This is a genomic window from Kocuria sp. UCD-OTCP, from assembly GCF_000349605.1.
GTDB lineage: Bacteria > Actinomycetota > Actinomycetes > Actinomycetales > Micrococcaceae > Kocuria > Kocuria rosea.
In genome coordinates, this window is record NZ_AOSQ01000020.1 from 1 (window position 1) to 17,946 (window position 17,946).

At 75.3% G+C, this 17,946-nt stretch carries 14 protein-coding genes and 1 pseudogene; 5 read left to right on the forward strand and 10 right to left on the reverse strand.

The features are described from left to right. Nucleotides 1-27 precede the first annotated feature (27 nt). A pseudogene (locus H488_RS26425) lies at nt 28-966 on the reverse strand (chromosome segregation SMC family protein); the annotation flags it as partial. A gap of 324 nt (nt 967-1,290) precedes the next feature. Here H488_RS26425 and H488_RS26430 point away from each other — a divergent pair. The 3 genes from H488_RS26430 to H488_RS26440 all read left to right on the forward strand — a co-directional run bounded on the left by H488_RS26430 (nt 1,291) and on the right by H488_RS26440 (nt 6,310). Next, nucleotides 1,291-2,316, forward strand: a complete 1,026-nt coding sequence (locus tag H488_RS26430; protein WP_017833168.1) for a 3-oxoacyl-ACP synthase III — start codon at nt 1,291-1,293, stop codon at nt 2,314-2,316. 134 nt (nt 2,317-2,450) lie between these two features. Beyond that, nucleotides 2,451-5,138: an alpha/beta fold hydrolase gene (locus tag H488_RS26435; RefSeq protein ID WP_017833169.1), complete on the forward strand. Its 2,688-nt coding sequence runs from the start codon at nt 2,451-2,453 to the stop codon at nt 5,136-5,138. After that, the gene (locus tag H488_RS26440) at nt 5,135-6,310 is read left to right on the forward strand and encodes an NAD-dependent epimerase/dehydratase family protein (protein WP_017833170.1); all 1,176 of its coding nucleotides are present in this window, start codon (nt 5,135-5,137) and stop codon (nt 6,308-6,310) included. The genes H488_RS26435 and H488_RS26440 overlap by 4 nt, the downstream gene beginning before the upstream one ends. A 102-nt stretch (nt 6,311-6,412) precedes the next feature. Here H488_RS26440 and H488_RS26445 read toward each other — a convergent pair whose 3' ends face one another. The 6 genes from H488_RS26445 to coaD all read right to left on the reverse strand — a co-directional run bounded on the left by H488_RS26445 (nt 6,413) and on the right by coaD (nt 10,803). Then, complete coding sequence (locus tag H488_RS26445) at nt 6,413-7,456, reverse strand: NAD(P)-dependent alcohol dehydrogenase (protein WP_017833171.1); 1,044 nt, start codon at nt 7,454-7,456, stop codon at nt 6,413-6,415. Between the two features lie 324 nt (nt 7,457-7,780). Next, on the reverse strand, nt 7,781-8,722 hold the full coding sequence (mutM, locus tag H488_RS26450) for a bifunctional DNA-formamidopyrimidine glycosylase/DNA-(apurinic or apyrimidinic site) lyase (protein ID WP_017833172.1): 942 nt from the start codon (nt 8,720-8,722) through the stop codon (nt 7,781-7,783). Between the two features lie 20 nt (nt 8,723-8,742). Next, nucleotides 8,743-9,441 (reverse strand): ribonuclease III, encoded by a 699-nt coding sequence (gene rnc, locus H488_RS26455; protein WP_017833173.1) that lies wholly within the window; start codon nt 9,439-9,441, stop codon nt 8,743-8,745. A 5-nt stretch (nt 9,442-9,446) separates the two neighbouring features. Next, complete coding sequence (gene rpmF, locus H488_RS26460; protein WP_031282896.1) at nt 9,447-9,650, reverse strand: 50S ribosomal protein L32; 204 nt, start codon at nt 9,648-9,650, stop codon at nt 9,447-9,449. 2 nt (nt 9,651-9,652) lie between these two features. Further along, the gene (locus tag H488_RS26465; RefSeq protein WP_165440247.1) at nt 9,653-10,165 is read right to left on the reverse strand and encodes a YceD family protein; all 513 of its coding nucleotides are present in this window, start codon (nt 10,163-10,165) and stop codon (nt 9,653-9,655) included. A gap of 170 nt (nt 10,166-10,335) precedes the next feature. Beyond that, nucleotides 10,336-10,803, reverse strand: a complete 468-nt coding sequence (gene coaD, locus H488_RS26470; protein WP_031282901.1) for a pantetheine-phosphate adenylyltransferase — start codon at nt 10,801-10,803, stop codon at nt 10,336-10,338. An 83-nt stretch (nt 10,804-10,886) separates the two neighbouring features. Here coaD and H488_RS26475 point away from each other — a divergent pair, with 83 nt between their 5' ends. Then, the gene (locus H488_RS26475; RefSeq protein ID WP_017833177.1) at nt 10,887-12,224 is read left to right on the forward strand and encodes a wax ester/triacylglycerol synthase domain-containing protein; all 1,338 of its coding nucleotides are present in this window, start codon (nt 10,887-10,889) and stop codon (nt 12,222-12,224) included. Nucleotides 12,225-12,252: 28 nt separating this feature from the next. Beyond that, on the forward strand, nt 12,253-13,485 hold the full coding sequence (locus H488_RS26480; protein ID WP_017833178.1) for an aminotransferase class I/II-fold pyridoxal phosphate-dependent enzyme: 1,233 nt from the start codon (nt 12,253-12,255) through the stop codon (nt 13,483-13,485). 96 nt (nt 13,486-13,581) lie between these two features. Here the strand turns inward: H488_RS26480 and H488_RS26485 are convergent, their stop codons facing one another. From H488_RS26485 to H488_RS26495, 3 genes are all read right to left on the reverse strand, one after another. Next, complete coding sequence (locus tag H488_RS26485; RefSeq protein WP_017833179.1) at nt 13,582-14,907, reverse strand: UDP-glucose dehydrogenase family protein; 1,326 nt, start codon at nt 14,905-14,907, stop codon at nt 13,582-13,584. A gap of 89 nt (nt 14,908-14,996) precedes the next feature. Further along, complete coding sequence (gene rsmD, locus H488_RS26490; protein WP_017833180.1) at nt 14,997-15,596, reverse strand: 16S rRNA (guanine(966)-N(2))-methyltransferase RsmD; 600 nt, start codon at nt 15,594-15,596, stop codon at nt 14,997-14,999. A 50-nt stretch (nt 15,597-15,646) separates the two neighbouring features. Further along, a complete protein-coding gene (locus tag H488_RS26495; RefSeq protein WP_017833181.1) occupies nt 15,647-17,944 on the reverse strand; it encodes an ATP-dependent DNA helicase RecG in 2,298 nt (765 codons plus the stop codon). Nucleotides 17,945-17,946 lie beyond the last annotated feature (2 nt).

A 17,946-nucleotide genomic window follows, 5' to 3' on the forward strand; every position in this document is an offset into this window, starting at 1 on the left:
GGATCAGCCCCTAAAACCGGTTCGAAAAAGCCGGCGCCGCTCGGCGGCGAGCGAGGCGAGGGACCGGTAGCGCTCCTGCACGGCGGTGAGCTGGTACCACGTGTCCCGCGCGGTGTTCAGGGCGGGGGTCGCCTCGGCGGCGCGCGCCTCGACGTCGGCCTGCCGGGCGCGGCCGGTGTCGAGGGCCTGCTCGGCCTCGGCGCGCTCGGCGCGCAGCCGGCGCTCGGCGTCCTCGTCGACGGCGAGGCTCGTGCGGGCCTGCACGAGGTCGTCGGCCAGCAGCCGGGCGCGGGCGTCGCGGACGTCGTGCTGGATCCGCTGGGCACGCCGGGCCGTCCTGGCCTGCCGTCCCAGCGGGGTGAGCTGGCGGCGGATCTCGGCGGTGAGGTCCTCGAGCCGGTCGAGGTTGGCCTGCATCGCCTCGAGCTTGCGCAGCGTCCGCTCCTTGCGGCGCCGGTGCTTGAGGACCCCGGACGCCTCCTCGACGAAGCCGCGGCGCTCCTCCGGGGTGGCGTGCAGGATGCGGTCGAGCTGGCCCTGGCCCACGATGACGTGCATCTCCCGGCCGAGCCCGGAGTCGGAGAGCAGCTCCTGGATGTCGAGCAGCCGGCACGGCCGGCCGTTGATCGCGTACTCGGAGCCCCCCGAGCGGAAGAGCGTGCGCGAGATCGTGACCTCGGAGTACTCGATGGGCAGGGCGCCGTCGGCGTTGTCGATGGTCAGCGACACGTGGGCCCGGCCGAGCGGGGCCCGGCCGGCGGTGCCGGCGAAGATGACGTCCTCCATCTTCCCGCCGCGCAGGGACTTCGCGCCCTGCTCCCCCATGACCCACGCCAGGGCGTCCACCACGTTGGACTTGCCCGAGCCGTTGGGGCCGACGACGGCGGTGACCCCGGGCTCGAACTCGAAGGTGGTGGCCGAGGCGAAGGACTTGAACCCCCGCACGGTCAGGGTCTTCAGGTGCACGGGTGTCCGGTCTCCTGGGGTGGGCGTGGCGGGCAGGGGGTCGCCACCACTGTACTCGCGCGCCGCGACGGCCCCGCGGCCGCCGGCCGGGCGCCGCGCACCGGAGGGAGCGCCGGCCCGCCCGGAGCGGGCGCGGGCGGAGACGAGGAGCGGGGACGAGGAGCGGAGAAGATGATCAGCCTACAGAGAAACGACCGGGCCCCGGCCGGCGCCGCGGAACCGGCCGGTAGACTGACCGCGACCAGCACGACCTGCCCTCCCCGCGACCGCGCCCTCCGTGGGCGGGCCGGGGCGTCGGCGAGACCCTAACGAAAGCCAGAGACCTTGACCGGTAATTCCTCGATCCGTCACCGCAACGCCGCCCTCCTGGCCATCACCAAGGTCGAGGCGGACGAGGTGGTGCCCTCGTCCCACGCCGACGAGGTCCTGGCGGACACGTTCGCCCGGCTGAAGATGCCGAAGGGCCTGCTCGAGCGGCTCGCGGGCGTCAACGAGCGGCGCGTCTGGGCCCCCGGGCGCCACTTCACCGACGGCGCCGTGGAGGCGGGCGAGGCCGCCCTCGCCCGCGCGGGCGTGCGCCCGGACCAGGTGGGGCTCCTGATCAACGCCTCGGTGACCCGCGACGGCTACGAGCCCGCGGTCTCGGTGTCCGTGCACCACCGGCTCGGCCTGGCCCCCTCCGCCCTCAACTTCGACGTCACCAACGCGTGCCTGGGCTTCGTCAACGGGCTCACGATCGCGTCCACGATGATCGACGCGGGCGCGATCGACTACGCCGTCGTCGTCGCCGGCGAGGACCCGACCCCCTGGCACCGCGAGACGTACGAGCGGCTGCAGGGCCCGGAGGTGACCCGGGCGGACGTGGTGCGCGAGTTCGCCACCCTGACCCTCGGCTGCGGCGCGGCCGCCGCCGTGGTCGGCCCCGCCGACCGGCACCCGGAGGGCCACCGCATCGCGGGGTCCGTGACCCGGTCCGCGACCGAGCACCACGGGCTGTGCATCGGGGGCTTCGACGGCATGTACACCGACGCCACGGGGCTGCTCAAGCACGGCGTGGGACTGCTCGCGGACGCGTGGCACGACGCGCACGAGGACGGCTGGGACTGGGCGGACATGGACCGCTACATCGGCCACCAGGTTTCCATGTCTCACACCAACAAGCTGTTCCAGGACGTCGGGATCGACCCGGAGAAGTTCCCCCTGACCTTCCCGTTCTGGGGCAACGTCGCGGCCGCCGCGCTGCCGATGACCCTCGCCCTGGAGGCCGAGCGGCTCCGGCCCGACGAGCGCGTGCTGCTGCTCGGCGTGGGCTCCGGGCTCAACGCGACCTACATGGAGATCGACTGGTGAACCGCCGGCGCTGACGCCGCGCCCGCCCGAGACACCCCGCACGAGACGCACCCTCGAGGAGCCCCACGACCATGGCACGCACACGACCGTCCACGACCCAGCAGCCCGGAGGGCCGGACGCGGCGCGGCTGCCCATGACGGAGGTCCCCCTGCCCGGGGTGGACCCGGCGTGGTCCCGCACGGTCACGGTGGCCTCGACGGCCCCCGTGGAGCCGGTCCCCGGCCGGCGGCGCCGCTGGCACGTCCTCGACAACGCGGCCTCCCTGGAGGCCGCCGGCCTCACCCCGCGGGGCACGGTCCTCGCCGTGCACGGCAACCCCACCTGGTCCTACCTGTGGCGCGACGTGCTGGCCGCCGGGACGGACCCCGCGAACCCCTGGCGGGTGATCGCCGTGGACCAGCTCGACATGGGGTTCTCCGAGCGGACCGGGCTCTTCCGCCGCCTCGACGACCGGGTCCGCGATCTGGGCGACCTCACGGCCGAGCTCGGCCTGGACGCGAGCGAGGCCCCCGTGGTGACCCTCGCCCACGACTGGGGCGGGCTCGTGTCCTCCGGCTGGGCCCTGGAGCACCAGGACGTCCACCGCGCCACGATCCTCACCAACACCGCCGTCCACCACGACAACGCCGAGCGGATCCCCGCCTCGCTGCAGCTGGCACTGGCCCCGGCCGCGCACGGGCTGCTCACCGAGCGGACCACGAGCTTCCTCGACGTGGCCCTGGCACTGGCGGAGCCGTCCCTGTCCCGCGAGGTGCGGGCGGCCTACCGGGCGCCCTACGCCACGCGCGCCCGGCGGGAGGCGATCCGCAACTTCGTGGCCGACATCCCGGCCGCCCCGGACCACCCCTCGCACGCCCGCTACGAGCAGATCGCCGCCGGCGTGGCCGCCCGCGAGGTCCCCGCCCTGCTGCTGTGGGGCATCGGCGACCCCGTGTTCCAGGAGCGCTACCTGCAGGACCTCGTGCGCCGCATGCCGCACGCCGACGTCCACCGCTACGAGGGAGCCCTGCACCTGCTGCCCGAGGACCGGGACGTCGCGACGCCGGTGCTGGCCTGGCTCGCGGACCGCTTCGGCCCCGGCCCCCGCCGCCGCGAGCTGCACCTGCAGCGGCGCGCCGTCTCCCGCGGCGAGCACGTCCCCTTCCCCGCGGAGCTCGACGCGCGGCGGGCCGACCTCGGCCTCGCCGTCGTGGACATGGCCCCCGCCTCCGGGGACGCGGGCGCGGGGGCGCACGCGGCCCCGGTGCGGGCGAGCCTGAGCTGGGCGGAGCTCGCCGACCGCGTGGACCGCCTCGCCGCGGGGCTCACCGGCATCGGGGTGCGCCCCGGGGACCGCGTGAGCCTCATGGTGCCGCCGGGCTCCGACCTCACCGCGCTGCTCTACGCGTGCCTGCGCATCGGCGCCGTCGTCGTCGTGGCGGACTCCGGGCTCGGCCCCAAGGGCCTCACCCGGGCGCTGCGGGGGGCCGCCCCGGCCTGGCTCGTGGGCATCCGCAGGGCGCTCGTCGCCGGCCGGGCCCTCGGCTGGCCGGGCACCCGGATCTCGCTCGAGGCCCTCGACCCCGTGTCCCGCCGGGCCCTCGGCGTGACGCACGACGTCCCCGCGCTGCTGGACTCGGCCCCGCGCGCCGACCTGCCCGCGCCGGACCCGGACGCGGACGCCGCGGTGCTGTTCACCTCCGGGTCCACGGGCCCGGCCAAGGGCGTCGTCTACACCCACCGCCAGCTCTCCGCCATGCGGGACGCCGTGCGCGGCACGTACGGGCTCACCGCCGGCACGGGGCTCGTGGCGGGCTTCGCGCCCTTCGCGCTGCTCGGGCCCGCCATGGGCACCACGTCCGTGACCCCGGACATGGACGTGACCGCGCCGAAGACCCTCACCGCCCGCGCCCTGGCCGACGCCGCCTCGGCCATCCAGGCCACGGCCGTGTTCCTCTCCCCCGCGGCGATCGCCAACGTCCTCGCGACCCGGCACGAACTCGACGAGGGGCAGCGGCGGGCGCTCGAGCTCGTGGAGCTCGTGCTCTCGGCCGGGGCACCCCTCCCGGAGCCGCTCCTGGAGCAGCTGCAGGAACTCGTACCCGCGGCGACGCTGCACACCCCCTACGGGATGACCGAGGGGCTGCCCCTCACGGACGTGACCCTCGGGACCATCCGGCAGGCCGGCCTGGACAGCGCGGGATCCGCCGTGGCCGGCGCCGGCAACGGCGTGTGCGTGGGCACCGCCGTGCACGGCGCCGAGCTGGGGGTCACCGCCCTGGGCCCGGACGGCGTCCCCGACGACGGGATCACCACCGAGCCCGGGGTCACCGGTGAGATCGTCGCCCGCGCCCCGCACGTCAAGGACCGCTACGACAGGCTCTGGCACACGGAGCACCTCAGCACCCAGCTGCCCGGCTGGCACCGCACCGGGGACGTCGGGCACTTCGACGCCGCCGGGCGGCTGTGGGTCGAGGGCCGCCTCGCCCACGTCATCGTCTCCGCCGGCGGCGTGCTGACGCCGGTCGCCGCGGAGCACGCGGCCCGGACCGTGCCCGGCGTCGGCCGCACCGCCGTCGTCGGGGTCGGCCCGGCGGGCACGCAGGTGCCCGTGGCCGTCGTGGAGACCGTCCCGGCGGCCCCGCGCCCGGGCCCCGCCGACCCGCTGCTCTCCGGTGCGGTGCGCGCCGCCGTGCGCGAGGCCACGGGCCTGGACCTCGCGGCCGTGCTCGTGGTCCCCGAGCACCCCACCGACATCCGGCACAACTCCAAGATCGACCGAGCCCTGCTGGCCGGATGGGCGGAGCACGCCCTGGCCGGAGGAAGGATCAGGAACCCGTGAACGGCAAGCACCGCCAGGACGGCACGCACGACGACAAGGTCCCCGCCTACGACGCCTCCGTGACGGAGGGCGCCCCGCCGGCCGGCACCGGCAGCCACGAGGTGGAGCGCGGGCGGCAGGAGCTGTCCGGCGACGGGCGGACGGTGCTCGTCACCGGCGCCTCCGGGATGCTCGGGGAGCACGTGGCGCGGCTGCTCGCCGCCCGCCACTGGACGGTCCGGCTGCTCCAGCGCCGGCACGCGCCGCTGGCCGACCAGCCGAACGTCGAGGAGGTCCTGGGCTCGGTCACGGACCCGGACGCCGTGGCGCGGGCCATGGAGGGCGTCGACGACGTCGTGCACCTCGCCGCCAAGGTCTCCTTCGCCGGGGACTGGGACGAGTTCGTGCTGACCAACGTCACCGGCACCCGCGTGGTCCTGGAGACCGCGCGGCGGGCCGGCGTGGACAACGTGGTGTTCGTCTCCTCGCCGTCGGTCGCCCACACGGGCGACTCCATCGTGGGCGAGCCCGCCCGGGCGGCCGACCCCGTGCACGCCCGCGGCAACTACGCCCGGTCCAAGGCCGCGGCCGAGCTGCTCGCGCTCGAGGCCGACGGCCGTGGGATGCGCGTCACGGCCGTGCGCCCGCACATCGTGTGGGGCCCCGGGGACACCCAGCTGGTCGAGCGGATCGTCGACCGCGCCGCGAAGGGGCGGCTGCCGCTGCTGGACCACGGGGCGGCCCTGATCGACACCACCTACGTGGACAACGCGGCCGAGGCGGTCGTGCGGGCGCTGGAGCGGATCGAGTGGGCGCACGGACGGGCGCTGGTGGTCACGAACGGCCAGCCCCGCACCGTGGGCGAGCTGGTGGCGGGTTTCTGCCGGGCGGCCGGCGTGGAGCCGCCCACGCGCAGGGTCCCCGGCGTCCTGGCCCGCCTCGCGGGCACGGTCATCGAGAAGGTGTGGGCGGTCCGCCCGGGGGCGGACGAGCCGCCGATGACGGCCTTCCTGGCCGAGCAGATGTCCACGGCCCACTGGTTCGAGCAGCAGAGCACCCGCGAGGTGCTCGACTGGACGCCGTCCGTGACGGTCGAGGAGGGCATGGCGCGGCTGGCCGAGTACTACCGGACCCACCCCCTGGGCGCCCACGACGCCCCGATGCCCGCCACCGGGTCCACCGCCGCCCGCTGATCCCCCGCCGCGTCGGGCGGCGGGCCGGTCGGCGGTCTGCGCGCGGCGCACCCCCGGGGCGGCCGCACGTGCGGTCGCCCCGGGGGTGCGCGGGGCCGGGGATCAGACCAGCGTGGCGGTGTCGATCACGAACCGGTAGCGCACGTCCGAGTTCTGCACCCGCTCGTAGGCCTCGTTGATCTGCTCGGCCGAGATGACCTCGATCTCGGCGCCCACCCCGTGCTCGGCGCAGAAGTCGAGCATCTCCTGGGTCTCCCCGATGCCGCCGATCATGGACCCGGCGAAGGTGCGGCGGTTGGCCAGCAGCGAGAACACGTTGACGTCCAGCGGCTCCGCCGGGGCGCCGACGTTGACCATGGCCCCGTTGACGTTCAGCAACGACAGGTGGGCGTCGAGGTCGATCTTCGCGCTGACCGTGTTGAGGACCAGGTCGAAGGTCCCGGCCAGCTCCTCGAACGTCTGCGGGTCGCTCGTGGCGTAGTAGGCGTCGGCGCCCAGGGCCAGCCCGGCCTCCTTCTTGCGCAGCGACTGGGAGAGCACCGTGACCTCCGCGCCCATGGCGTGGGCGATCTTCACGCCCAGGTGCCCCAGCCCGCCCAGACCCACGACGGCGACCTTCTTGCCGGGGCCGGCCTTCCAGTGGTTCAGCGGGGAGAAGGTGGTGATGCCGGCGCACAGCAGGGGCGCGGCGACGTCGAGCTCGATGCCCTCCGGGATGCGCAGCACGAAGTCCTCGGTGACCACCACGTGGGTGGAGTACCCGCCCTGGGTGACGGTGCCGTCGCGGTCCTCGGCGCCGTAGGTCATCACGGCGCCGTCGAGGCAGTACTGCTCGTCGCCGGCCCGGCAGTTGGCGCACTCGCCGCAGGAGTTGACCATGCACCCGACCCCGACCCGGTCGCCGACCGCGTGGCGGGTGACGCCGGCGCCGACCTCGGTGACGATCCCGGCGATCTCGTGCCCGGGGGTCAGCGGGTACTGCTGGGGGCCCCAGTCCCCCTGGACGGTGTGCAGGTCGGAGTGGCAGATCCCGGCGTACTTGATCTCGATGAGGACGTCGTGGGCGCCGAGGTCCCGGCGCTCGAGAGTGGTCGGGACCAGCGGTGCGCCGGCGGACGGGGCGGCGTAGGCGTTGACGGTGCGCAAGAGGTGCTCCTCGGAGGGTGTGGGTGCAGAAGTGTGCGTGCAGCAGTGCGGGTGCGGCGGAAGGGGGCGCCCGCCCGGGCGCACGGCGGCCTCCGGAACCGGGTGCGGCTCCTGGTGCCGGCGGTGACCGGGGGTCGCGACCGCAGGGGCGGCCGCCACGGAGGGTGGAGGACGGTGCGGGGCCGGCGCGGGGTCTTCCCCGACGGGATCATGGCGAGCCGCACGTCCTCGACGAGCCTACACGCGCAGGAAGTTGGAAAGGAAGCTGATCGATTCCGGGCCGCCGGGGACCGGCGCCCCCCGTGCCCCGCCCGGGGCCCGGTCTCAGAACCGGGCGTTGCGGGGCGTGCGCTGGCAGACCGGGCAGCGGTAGGAGGAGCGGTTCATGAACTGCTCCCGCACGATCAGGGTGCTCCGCCCCTCCTCCGCGCAGCGCGGGCAGGGCAGGGAGGCGCGGCCGTAGGCGGAGAGGGAGCGGGCGAAGTAGCCGGACTCGCCGTTGACGTTGACGTAGAGGGAGTCGAAGCTCGTCCCGCCGGCCGCCAGCGCGCGGTCCATGACCTCGCGGACGGCCGCGAGAAGGCGCAGCGTCTCGGGCCGCCGGAGCGTGTCGGTGGGCCGCGCCCAGTGCAGGCGCGCCTGCCACAGGGCCTCGTCCGCGTAGATGTTGCCGATCCCGGAGACCAGCGCCTGGTCCAGCAGGGCGCGCTTGAGCCCGGTCCGGCGCCGGCGCAGCCGGTCGTGGAGGCGCTCCGCGTCGAAGGCGGGGTCCAGCGGGTCCCGGGCGATGTGGGCGGCCCGGGCGGGCACCAGCGGGACGCCCGTGGCCGAGCGGCCGCCCGGGGCGCCGTCGTCGGTGGGGACGAGCCGGTCGAGGAGCATGCCGCCGAAGATCCGCTGGTCCACGAAGCGCAGCTCCGCCGGGGTGCCGGGGCGCTCGGACAGGCCCAGCCGCACCTTGAGGTGCTTCTCGTCGGGCAGCCCGGCGTCCTTGACCAGCAGCTGCCCGCTCATCCCCAGGTGCACCAGCAGCGCCTCCTGCGGCGGGGCGCCGTCCGCCCCGGTCAGCGGCAGCCACAGGAACTTGCCGCGGCGCACCGCGTCGGCCACGACCGCGCCGTCGAGCTCGTGGCCGAAGGAGACGGGGCCGGGCTCGTGGCGGCGCACCGAGCGGGGGTCCAGGACCTGCACGGACTCGATCCGGCGGCCGACCACCCAGCGCTCCACCCCGCGGCGGACCACCTCGACCTCGGGCAGCTCAGGCACGGGCGCTCCGGGGCGCGCGCTCAGCCACCGCGGCGGGCCACCAGGGTCGCGTAGGCCTGCGCCGCGGCGGAGCGCTCGGCCTCCTTCTTGGTGGTGCCGGTGCCCGTGCCGTGGTCCTGACCGCCGACGAGCACGTGCGCCTCGTAGCGGCGGTCGTGGTCGGGGCCCGTGCCCTCCACGGCGTAGCGCACGGGGCCCAGGGCGCGGGCCGCCGCCAGCTCCTGGATCTCGGTCTTCCAGTCCCGGCCCTCGCTCATCACGAAGCCGTCCTCCAGCAGGGGCACCACGAGCCGCAGCACGAAGGCACGCGCCGCGTCGAGGCCGGTGCTCACGTACACGGCGCCGATCAGCGCCTCCATGGTGTCGGCGAGGATCGAGGCCTTCTCGTGCCCGTTGGTGCGCACCTCGCCCTTGCCCAGGCGGATGTGGGGACCCACGTCCAGGGACCGGGCGAGGTCGGCGAGCGTGCGGGTGCTGACCACGGCCGAGCGGATCTTCGCGAGGTTGCCCTCGGAGTCGTCGGGGTAGCGGTGGAAGATCTCGTCGGTGACCGCGAGACCCAGCACGGAGTCCCCGAGGAACTCGAGCCGCTCGTTGTGGCCCTGCCCCTCGTGCTCGTACGCGTAGGAGCGGTGGGTCAGGGCAAGACGAAGCGTCCCGGCGTCGATGTCGACGCCGAGACGCTCCAGCAGGTCCTGAGGTGTCGCGGTGGAGGTCACCGTGGTCAGGCGTCGGCCACCTTGCGGCCCTTGTACTCCAGGAACAGCGCGGTGCCGGCGGAGTCGGTCACGACCTTCGCCTGGTGCGGCAGGCTGTAGGTGACCTTGCCGTTCTCGACGGTCTTGACCAGCTTGGGCGCGGTCGCCTTCCACTGCGAACGGCGTGCACGGGTGTTGGCACGGGACATTTTCCGCTTCGGAACAGCCACGGCTATCTCTCTTCTCTCGGTTCGGTCGTCTGGGTCGAGGTGTCCTGCTCGAGCAGCCCCGACAGGGCGCTCCAGCGAGGATCGAGCACCTCGTGGTGGTGTCCCGGGTCGTCCTCCAGGCGCGCGCCGCACTGGGCGCACAACCCCTGGCAGTCCTCCCGGCACACCGGTTGGAACGGCAGCTGCGTGATCACTGCGTCCCGAAGCATGGGCTCGAGGTCGATGGTCTCGTCCTGAACTTCATACATCTGGTCGTCCTCGGAGTCCTCCCCGCCGTCGGCGGCGGGGTCGAAGACGTAGAGCTCCTGCACGTCGACGTCCAGATCGTAGTCGATCGGGTCGAGGCACCGGCTGCACTCGCCGTGGATGGCCACGGCGGCCGTGCCGGACACCAGGATCCCGTCGTGGACGGATTCCAGCCGGAGGTCCAGGTCGATGTCCGAGCCCTCCGGGGCGCCGATGAGTGCGTTGCCGAAGTTCTCCGGCGCGGGCACAACTTCTTCCAGGCGTCGCATCGTCCCCGGGCGGTGCTCGAGGTCCCGGACACCGATGGTGAGGGGCGAACTGTTCTCGCGACTGATGACTGACTCCTGGTGAAATTCTGACCGACAGACCATGTTAGCGTGCCGCCCTGCGCGTTCTCAAACGGGCCGGGTCCGGGCGCGCCGGGACGGGCCGCGCCCGCTCAGCCCTGCAGGGCCCGCAGCACGGGCGCCGGCACGAACCCGGAGACGTCGCCGCCGAGGCCCTGGACCTCCTTCACGAGGGTCGAGGACAGGTGCAGGAACCGAGGGTCGCCGGGCAGGAAGACCGTCTCCACCCCCGTGAGGTGGCGGTTCATCGTGGCCATCGGCACCTCGTACTCGAAGTCCTCGCCCGAGCGCAGCCCCTTGACCAGGGCCACCGCCCCCCGCTGCGCCGCGTACTCCGCGAGCAGGCCCGCGCCCATGGGCTCGACGACGACGCCGGCGACGTCCGCGAGGCTCTCCGCCACCAGGGCCAGCCGCCGGTCAGCGTCGAAGCGGTAGCGCTTGTGCGGGTTGGTGGAGACCGCGACGACGACCTCGTCGAAGAGCGCCGCGGCGCGCGCGACGACCTCCACGTGGCCGTTGTGCAGGGGGTCGAAGGAGCCGGGGCAGATCGCTCGGTGCATGGGTGCCATCTTAGGGGCGCTCCGTGCCGGGGCGGCGTACCGTGGTGGACGAGGGAGTCCTCCGGCCAGAGCGGAGCACCGACATGGGCATGCAGTGCCGCCGGGCGCGGACCGGGGAGCGGATCAGCGCCCTGGACGAGGCCAACCTCCGCGTGGAGCGGCGCGGGGTGCCCATGCACGTCGCGGCCCTGGCCCTCCTGGAGGCCGGTCCCCTCCTCGATGCCGGCGGGCGCGTCCGGCTGGCGGAGGTGCGGGAGCACGTCGAGCGGCGCACCCGGGACGTCTGGCCGCTTCGCCGGCTGCTCACCCGCCCCGGGGGCAGACGCCCCGTGTGGCTCGACGACCCGGTCTTCGACGTCTCCCGGCACGTGCGCAGCCGTCCGGTGCCGCCGCCCGGGGACGAGGAGAGCCTGCTCCGGGTGTGCGCCGGGATCGCCGCCGTCCCGCTGCCCCGGGACCGGCCCCTGTGGGAGCTGTGGCTGCTCCCCGGCCTCGCCGGCGGCCGGGTCGGCCTGCTGATCCGGTGGCACCATGTGCTCGCCGACGGTCTCGCGGCCCTGACCCTGCTCGCGCCCCTGTTCGATCCGGAGCCCGGCGGCGCCCCGCGCGCCCCGGACGCGCCGGATCGCCCGGGGACGGGCGGCCCGCCGCCCGTTTCTGCCACGGCCCGCGCTCCGGCCCGCACTCCGGCCCGCGCCGCTGCCCGCCTGCTCGGCGCCGCGGCCCAGGTCCGCGGCGCGCTCGCGGAGGGCCGCGCCCCGGCGCTGTCCCTCAACCGGCCCGTGGGCGCGCGGCGCCGGGCGGTGCTGGTGCGCGCCGACCTGGCGGCGGTCCGGGAGCTGGCCCACCGGCACGGCGGGACGGTCAACGACGTGGTGCTCACCGCCGTGGCGGGCGGCGCCCGGCGGCTGCTGGCCGCGCGCGGCGAGCTGGCCGGCGTGCCGGAGCTGAAGGTGTCGGTGGCCGCCTCCGTGCGCGCGGCGGGGGACCCCGCCGGCGGCAACCGGGCCGGTGTGCGCGTCGTGGCCGTGCCCGTCGACGAGCCCGACCCGGTGGCCGGGCTGCGGCGGATCGCGGCCACCACCTCCCGGCAGCGGACCCGTCCGCCGTACCGGCCGGGCGGCCGCCTGGCCCAGCGCTGGATGGTCCGGGTCATGGACCGGCAGCGGCTCGTCAACGTGCTGCTCAGCAACGTGCGCGGCCCCGCGGCGCCCCTGCTCTTCGCGGGGGCACCGGTGCTCGAGCTGTTCCAGCTCGGCGCCGTGCAGGGCAACCTGGCCCTCGCCGTGGGCGTCGTCTCCTACACGGGGACCCTGGGCATCGACGTGGTGGCCGACGCCGACGTGGTGCCGGACCTCCCGGTGTTCGTCGAGGGGCTGGCCGGGACCCTCGTGCGGCTCGGCGCCGGGCCGCCGCCCTGAGCCGCCGCGGGACCCTAGACTGGCGGCCATGGATGCCACCGACGCCGCCGTCCCGTCCACGCACACGTCCGGCCCCCCGTGGGAGCGGATGGCCCGCGGGGGCGGTCTGCTGACCGGCACCGGGGAGCTCACCGGGACCGTCTTCGAGGAGATGTCACGGCTGGCCGCGCGCACGGGCGCGATCAACCTGGGCCAGGGCTTCCCGGACGTCGACGGCCCGCGGGAGATGCTCGACGCCGCGGCGGCCGCACTGCACGGCGGCGGCAACCAGTACTCGCCGGTGGCGGGTCTGCCGCTGCTGCAGGAGGCCGTCGCGGCGCACCAGCACCGGTTCTACGGGATCGACCTGGACCCGGCCTCCGGGGTGGTCGTGACCGTGGGCGCGTCCGAGGGGCTGGCCGCGAGCCTGCTCGCGTTCCTGCGCCCCGGGGACGAGGTGGTCGTGTTCGAGCCGCACTACGACCTCTACGGCGCCGTGGTGGAGTTCGCCGGTGCGCGGCTGGTCACGGTCCCCCTCGAGCCGCCGCACTTCTCCCCCGACCTCGACCGCCTCGCCGCGGCCTTCGGGCCCCGCACCCGCATGGTGATCCTCAACGACCCGCACAACCCGACCGGGACGGTGTTCGACGACGCCGTCCTGGCCCGCGTGGCCGGACTCGCCGCCAAGCACGACTGCGTGGTGGTGACCGACGAGGTCTACGAGCACCTGCGCTACGCCGGCGGGCACCGGCCGCTCGCCGCGCTGCCGGGGGCCTTCGAACGGACCCTCACCGTGTCCTCCGTGGGCAAGTCCTTCTCGGTCACGGGCTGGCGGGTGGGCTGGGTCAGCGGGCCGGCGCACCTCGTGGGCCCGGTGCGCGCCACGAAGGCCTATCTCACGCACAGCGCCGCCACGCCGCTGCAGATCGGGGCGGCCACCGCTCTGGGCCTGCCGGACGGGTTCTACGACCGGCTCACGGAGGACTTCCGGCGGCGGCGCGACGTGCTCGTGCGGGGCCTGGCCGCGGCGGGCGCCGAGCCGTTCGAGCCGCAGGGCACGTTCTTCGTCGTGGCGGACGTCCGCGGCCTGTGCGAGCGGTACGGGGTCGAGGACGCCGCGCACCTGGCGCCGGTGCTGGCCGAGCGGGCCGGTGTGGTGGGCGTGCCCGTGCCGGCCCTCGCCTCCGCGGAGCACCGGGAGCACTACGCGTCCTGGATGCGCTTCTCGTTCGGCAAGCGCCTGGACGTCCTGGAGCGGGCCGGGCGGCAGCTGGCCGGCTGAGCCGGTCCGCACGGCGGGGAGCTCGCCGCCCGCCCTCGTGCCGGCTCCCCGGCGGCGGGGAACCGGCGCGCGGGACGCCGCCCCGCGCGCCGCGGCTCAGACGGCGCTCGCCCGGCGGCCCAGGGCCCGGTAGGTGAAGCCGGCCGCGGTCCAGCGGTCGGGGTCGAGCACGTTGCGGCCGTCGAGGATCTGCGGGACGGCCACCAGCGGGTCGAGCTGCTCCGGGGTCATCGCCTTGAACTCGGCCCACTCGGTCAGCAGCACCACGACCTCGGCCCCGGTGACGGCGGCCTCGAGGGAGTCCACGTAGTCCAGGCGCGGATAGCGCTTGGCGGCGTTGGCGTTGGCCTTGGGGTCGTAGACGGCCACCTCGGCGCCGATCGAGTGCAGCCGGGCGGCGATGTCCAGGGCCGGGGAGTCGCGCACGTCGTCGGAGTCCGGCTTGAAGGCCGCCCCGAGCACGGCGACCTGCCGGCCCACCACGGTCCCGCCCAGCATCTGGGTGACCGTCTCCACCGTGTGGCCGCGGCGGCGGACGTTGATGTCGTCGACCTCCGCGAGGAAGCGCACCGACTGCTCCACCCCGAGCTCCGCGGCCCTGGCGCGCAGGGCGCGGATGTCCTTCGGCAGGCAGCCGCCGCCGAAGCCCACGCCGGCGTTGAGGAACTTGCGCCCGATCCGCTCGTCGAGGCCGATCGCGTCGGCCAGGGTGCGGATGTCCCCGCCGACCGCCTCGGTGAGCTCGGACAGGGCGTTGATGAAGGAGATCTTGGTGGCCAGGAAGGCATTGGCCGCGACCTTGACGAGCTCGGCGGTCTCGAAGTCGGTGACGATCAGCGGGACGCCGGCCGCCAGCTGCCGGGCGTAGACCCGGCGCATCACGGCCTCGGCGGCCGGGTCCTGACAGCCCAGCACCATCCGGTCCGGGGCCAGGGTGTCCTCCACGGCGTAGCCCTCGCGCAGGAACTCGGGGTTCCACACCAGGGACACGTCCACGCCCTCCCGCGCCGAGGCCTTCGCCAGGTCCGCCAGGCGGCAGGCGGAGCCCACGGGGACCGTGGACTTGCCGGCGATCACGCAGTCCTTCGTGGCGGCCGCGGCGATGGAGCCGACCGCGGCGTCGACGTAGCGCATGTCCGCCGCGAAGCTCCCGGCCCGCTGCGGGGTGCCGACCCCGACGAAGTGGACGTCGCCGAAGGCGCCGGCCTCCTCGTAGCTCGTGGTGAAGCGCAGCCGGCCGGTGCCCACGTGCTTGCGCAGCAGCTCGCCCAGGCCCGGCTCGTGGAAGGGCAGCTCGCCGCGGGACAGGGCGTCGACCTTCTCGGGGTCCACGTCCAGCCCCAGCACCTCGAAGCCCATCTCCGCCATCGACGCGGCGTGCGTGGCCCCCAGGTAGCCCGTTCCCAGAACCGTGATCCTCATGGACGTCCTCCGTTCCTCCCGGGCGCTGACCCGGGCTCGATGCTGCCTGTCGAATCTTGTCAAAGGGGGTGCGCCCAGCGGCGCAGGTGTCAGTCCGGCGCGCCGGGGGACGCGGGCGATGTGACGTCCGTCTCGGCGAACCACACGGTGGTCTCCCCGTGCCGCTTCTGCTCGAAGCGGCGCAGCCCGGCCGGCCAGCCGGGCTCCGGGGACCGGGTGGAGCGCTCGACCACGAGCACCCCGCCCTCCCGCAGCCGGCCCACCAGCGGGGCGAGGACCGCGGCGAGCTCCGCCTCCGGCAGGGGGTAGGGCGGGTCGGCCAGCACGAGGTCCCACGGCCCCTCGGCGGGATCCGCGAGGTAGCCGCCCACCGCCCCGTGCCGGACCGTGACGACGTCCTCGCGCCCGAGGGCCCGGTGGACCGTCGCGGCGTTGGCGCGGCAGACCCGCGCCGCGCCCGCGTGCCGCTCCACGAGGGTCACGGCGGCCGCGCCGCGGCTCGCGGCCTCGCAGCCGAGGGCCCCGGAGCCCGCGAAGAGGTCGAGGACCCTGGCGTCCCGGAGCATGCCCCACGCCTCGAGCCGCGCGAAGAGGGACTCCTTGACCCGGTCGGTGGTGGGCCGGGTGTCCCGGCCCGGCACGGACTGCAGGCGCAGCCCCCCGGCGGCCCCGGCGATGATCCTGCTCATGGGTGCTCCTCTCGGGTGCCCGGCGGCACGCGGCTCGGCGGCACGGGGGCTCAGCCCCGGTCCAGGAACGCCTCGGCGTCCGGGTCGAGGTAGCGCTCGATGGCCTCGGCCAGTTCGGGGTGCTCCAGCAGCTGGGGGTCCTCGCCCAGGATCGTCACGGCGTCCCGGCGGGCGCGCTCGATGAGCTCGGCGTCGTCGAGGGCCCGCAGCAGGCGCAGGGTGGAGCGGCCGCCGGACTGCGCGGCGCCGAGGATGTCGCCCTCGCGGCGCAGCTCGAGGTCCGCCCGGGCCAGCTCGAAGCCGTCCGTGGACCCGGCCACCACCTCGATCCGCTCCCGCGACGGGTGCTCGGCGGGGCGCCGGGTGACGAGCAGGCACGTCCCGGCGTGCCCGCCGCGCCCGATCCGGCCGCGCAGCTGGTGCAGCTGGGAGATGCCGAACCGGTCGGCGTCGACGATGATCATCAGCGTGGCGTTGGGCACGTCCACGCCGACCTCGACCACGGTGGTGCACACGAGCAGCTGCACGTCCCCGGCCGCGAACTCCTCCATGAGGCGGGACTTCCGGTCCGTGTCGAGCCGGCCGTGCAGCACCTCGGCGCGCACGCCGGCCAGGACGGGCTCGGCGGCCACGAGCTCGGCGAGCCAGGTGACGGACGCCATCGTCGCCTCGGACTCCTCGTCCTCGGAGGCCGCCGCGAGTGCGGACTCCGCGAGGGAGGCGTGGGGCGGGGGCTCGTCGTCGTCGCCGATCTTGGGCGCGACCACGTAGACCTGGCGGCCCGCGTCGATCTCCTCCCGGGCGCGCCGCCACAGGCGCCGCTCCCAGCCCGGGTGCTCCACGAGCCCCACGGTGTGGGTGGCGATCGGCTGCCGGCCGGCCGGGAGCTCGTCGAGGACGGAGACGTCCAGGTCGCCGAAGACGGTCATCGCCACGGTGCGCGGGATGGGGGTCGCGGTCATCACCAGCAGGTGCGGGGGCCGCCCGGCCTTGTCCCGCAGCCGGTCGCGCTGCTCGACGCCGAAGCGGTGCTGCTCGTCCACCACGACCAGTCCGAGGTCGGCGAACTGGACGACCTCGGAGAGCAGGGCGTGGGTGCCGATGACGATCCCGGCCTCCCCCGACGCGATCCGCAGCAGGGCCCGCCTGCGCGCCGCGGCGCCCATGGACCCCGTGAGCAGCACGACCTGCGTGCCGTCCGGGTCCCCGCCGAGCAGGCCGGCCTGCGCGAGCGGGCCCAGGGAGCGGACCACGGAGCCGTGGTGCTGGGCGGCGAGCACCTCGGTGGGGGCCAGCAGCGCGGCCTGCGCGCCGGAGTCCACGACCTGCAGCATCGCGCGCAGGGCCACGAGCGTCTTGCCCGAGCCGACGTCGCCCTGGAGCAGCCGGTTCATGGGGCGGGTGCCCGCGAGCTCCGCGGCGAGCTCCTCCCCAACGGTCCGCTGCCCGGCGGTGAGCTCGAAGGGCAGCCCGGCGTCGAACCGGGCGAGCACCCCCGCGGGGACGCCCGGGCGGGCGGTCGTGGGGTGGGCGGCGAGCTCGGCGCGGCGGCGAGCCAGGGCGCACTGGAGCAGGAACGCCTCCTGGTAGCGGAACCGGCGGCGCGCCTCCCCGTGCGCCCGGGTGTCCCTCGGGCGGTGGACCTGCCAGTACGCCTCCTCGAGCCCCATGAGCCCTTCCCGCTCCCGGATCCCGTCCGGCAGCGGGTCCGGGACGGCCCCGAAGTCCACGACGGGCAGCAGCGAGTGCACGGCGCGGGCGATCTTGTCCGTGGTCAGCTTGGCCGTGGCCGGGTAGATCGGGATGGGCCGGCCCGCCCGCTCCTCGGCGGTCTCCCCGGCCTCCGGGGCGTCCGGGTCGAGGATCGCGTAGTGCGGGTTCGTCATGGTCACGCCGCCGTTGTACAGCCCGACCTTCCCGGAGAACAGGGCGTGCGTTCCGGGGGGCAGGTCCCTGGCGGCGGTCCAGGCGTTGAAGAAGCTCAGCCGCATCGTCCGGCCGGGGCCCGGGTCGCCGTCCGCGAAGAGCCGCTGCGGGTCGGAGGAGACGCGGTCCGTGATCACCACGTCCGTGATGGACCCGCGCCGCGAGCGCATCTGGCGGGTGGAGGCGTGCACGACCTCGGCCACGATGGTGACCTGCTGGTCGATGCGCAGCTCCGAGAACGGGGTGAGCTCGCCCCGCGGCATGTACCGGCGGGGGAAGTGGTCGAGCAGCTGCCCGATCGTGGACACCGAGAGCTGCCGGGCCAGCTGGTCGGCCGTGGTCCGCCCCAGCAGCCGGGCCAGCGGCTGGTCGAGCTCGGAGACCGGGTCGGGGAACGCCCCGCCGCCGTGGGTCGGGGTCATCT

Excerpts from the sequence above, each read along its gene's own strand:
- H488_RS26475 (WP_017833177.1), top strand. The coding sequence starts at position 10,887 with ATGGGCATGCAGTGCCGCCGGGCGCGGACCGGGGAGCGGATCAGCGCC.
- H488_RS26465 (WP_165440247.1), bottom strand. The coding sequence starts at position 10,165 with ATGCGACGCCTGGAAGAAGTTGTGCCCGCGCCGGAGAACTTCGGCAAC.
- H488_RS26495 (WP_017833181.1), bottom strand. The coding sequence starts at position 17,944 with ATGACCCCGACCCACGGCGGCGGGGCGTTCCCCGACCCGGTCTCCGAG.
- H488_RS26435 (WP_017833169.1), top strand. The coding sequence starts at position 2,451 with ATGACGGAGGTCCCCCTGCCCGGGGTGGACCCGGCGTGGTCCCGCACG.
- coaD (WP_031282901.1), bottom strand. The coding sequence starts at position 10,803 with ATGCACCGAGCGATCTGCCCCGGCTCCTTCGACCCCCTGCACAACGGC.
- H488_RS26480 (WP_017833178.1), top strand. The coding sequence starts at position 12,253 with ATGGATGCCACCGACGCCGCCGTCCCGTCCACGCACACGTCCGGCCCC.
- H488_RS26485 (WP_017833179.1), bottom strand. The coding sequence starts at position 14,907 with ATGAGGATCACGGTTCTGGGAACGGGCTACCTGGGGGCCACGCACGCC.
- rsmD (WP_017833180.1), bottom strand. The coding sequence starts at position 15,596 with ATGAGCAGGATCATCGCCGGGGCCGCCGGGGGGCTGCGCCTGCAGTCC.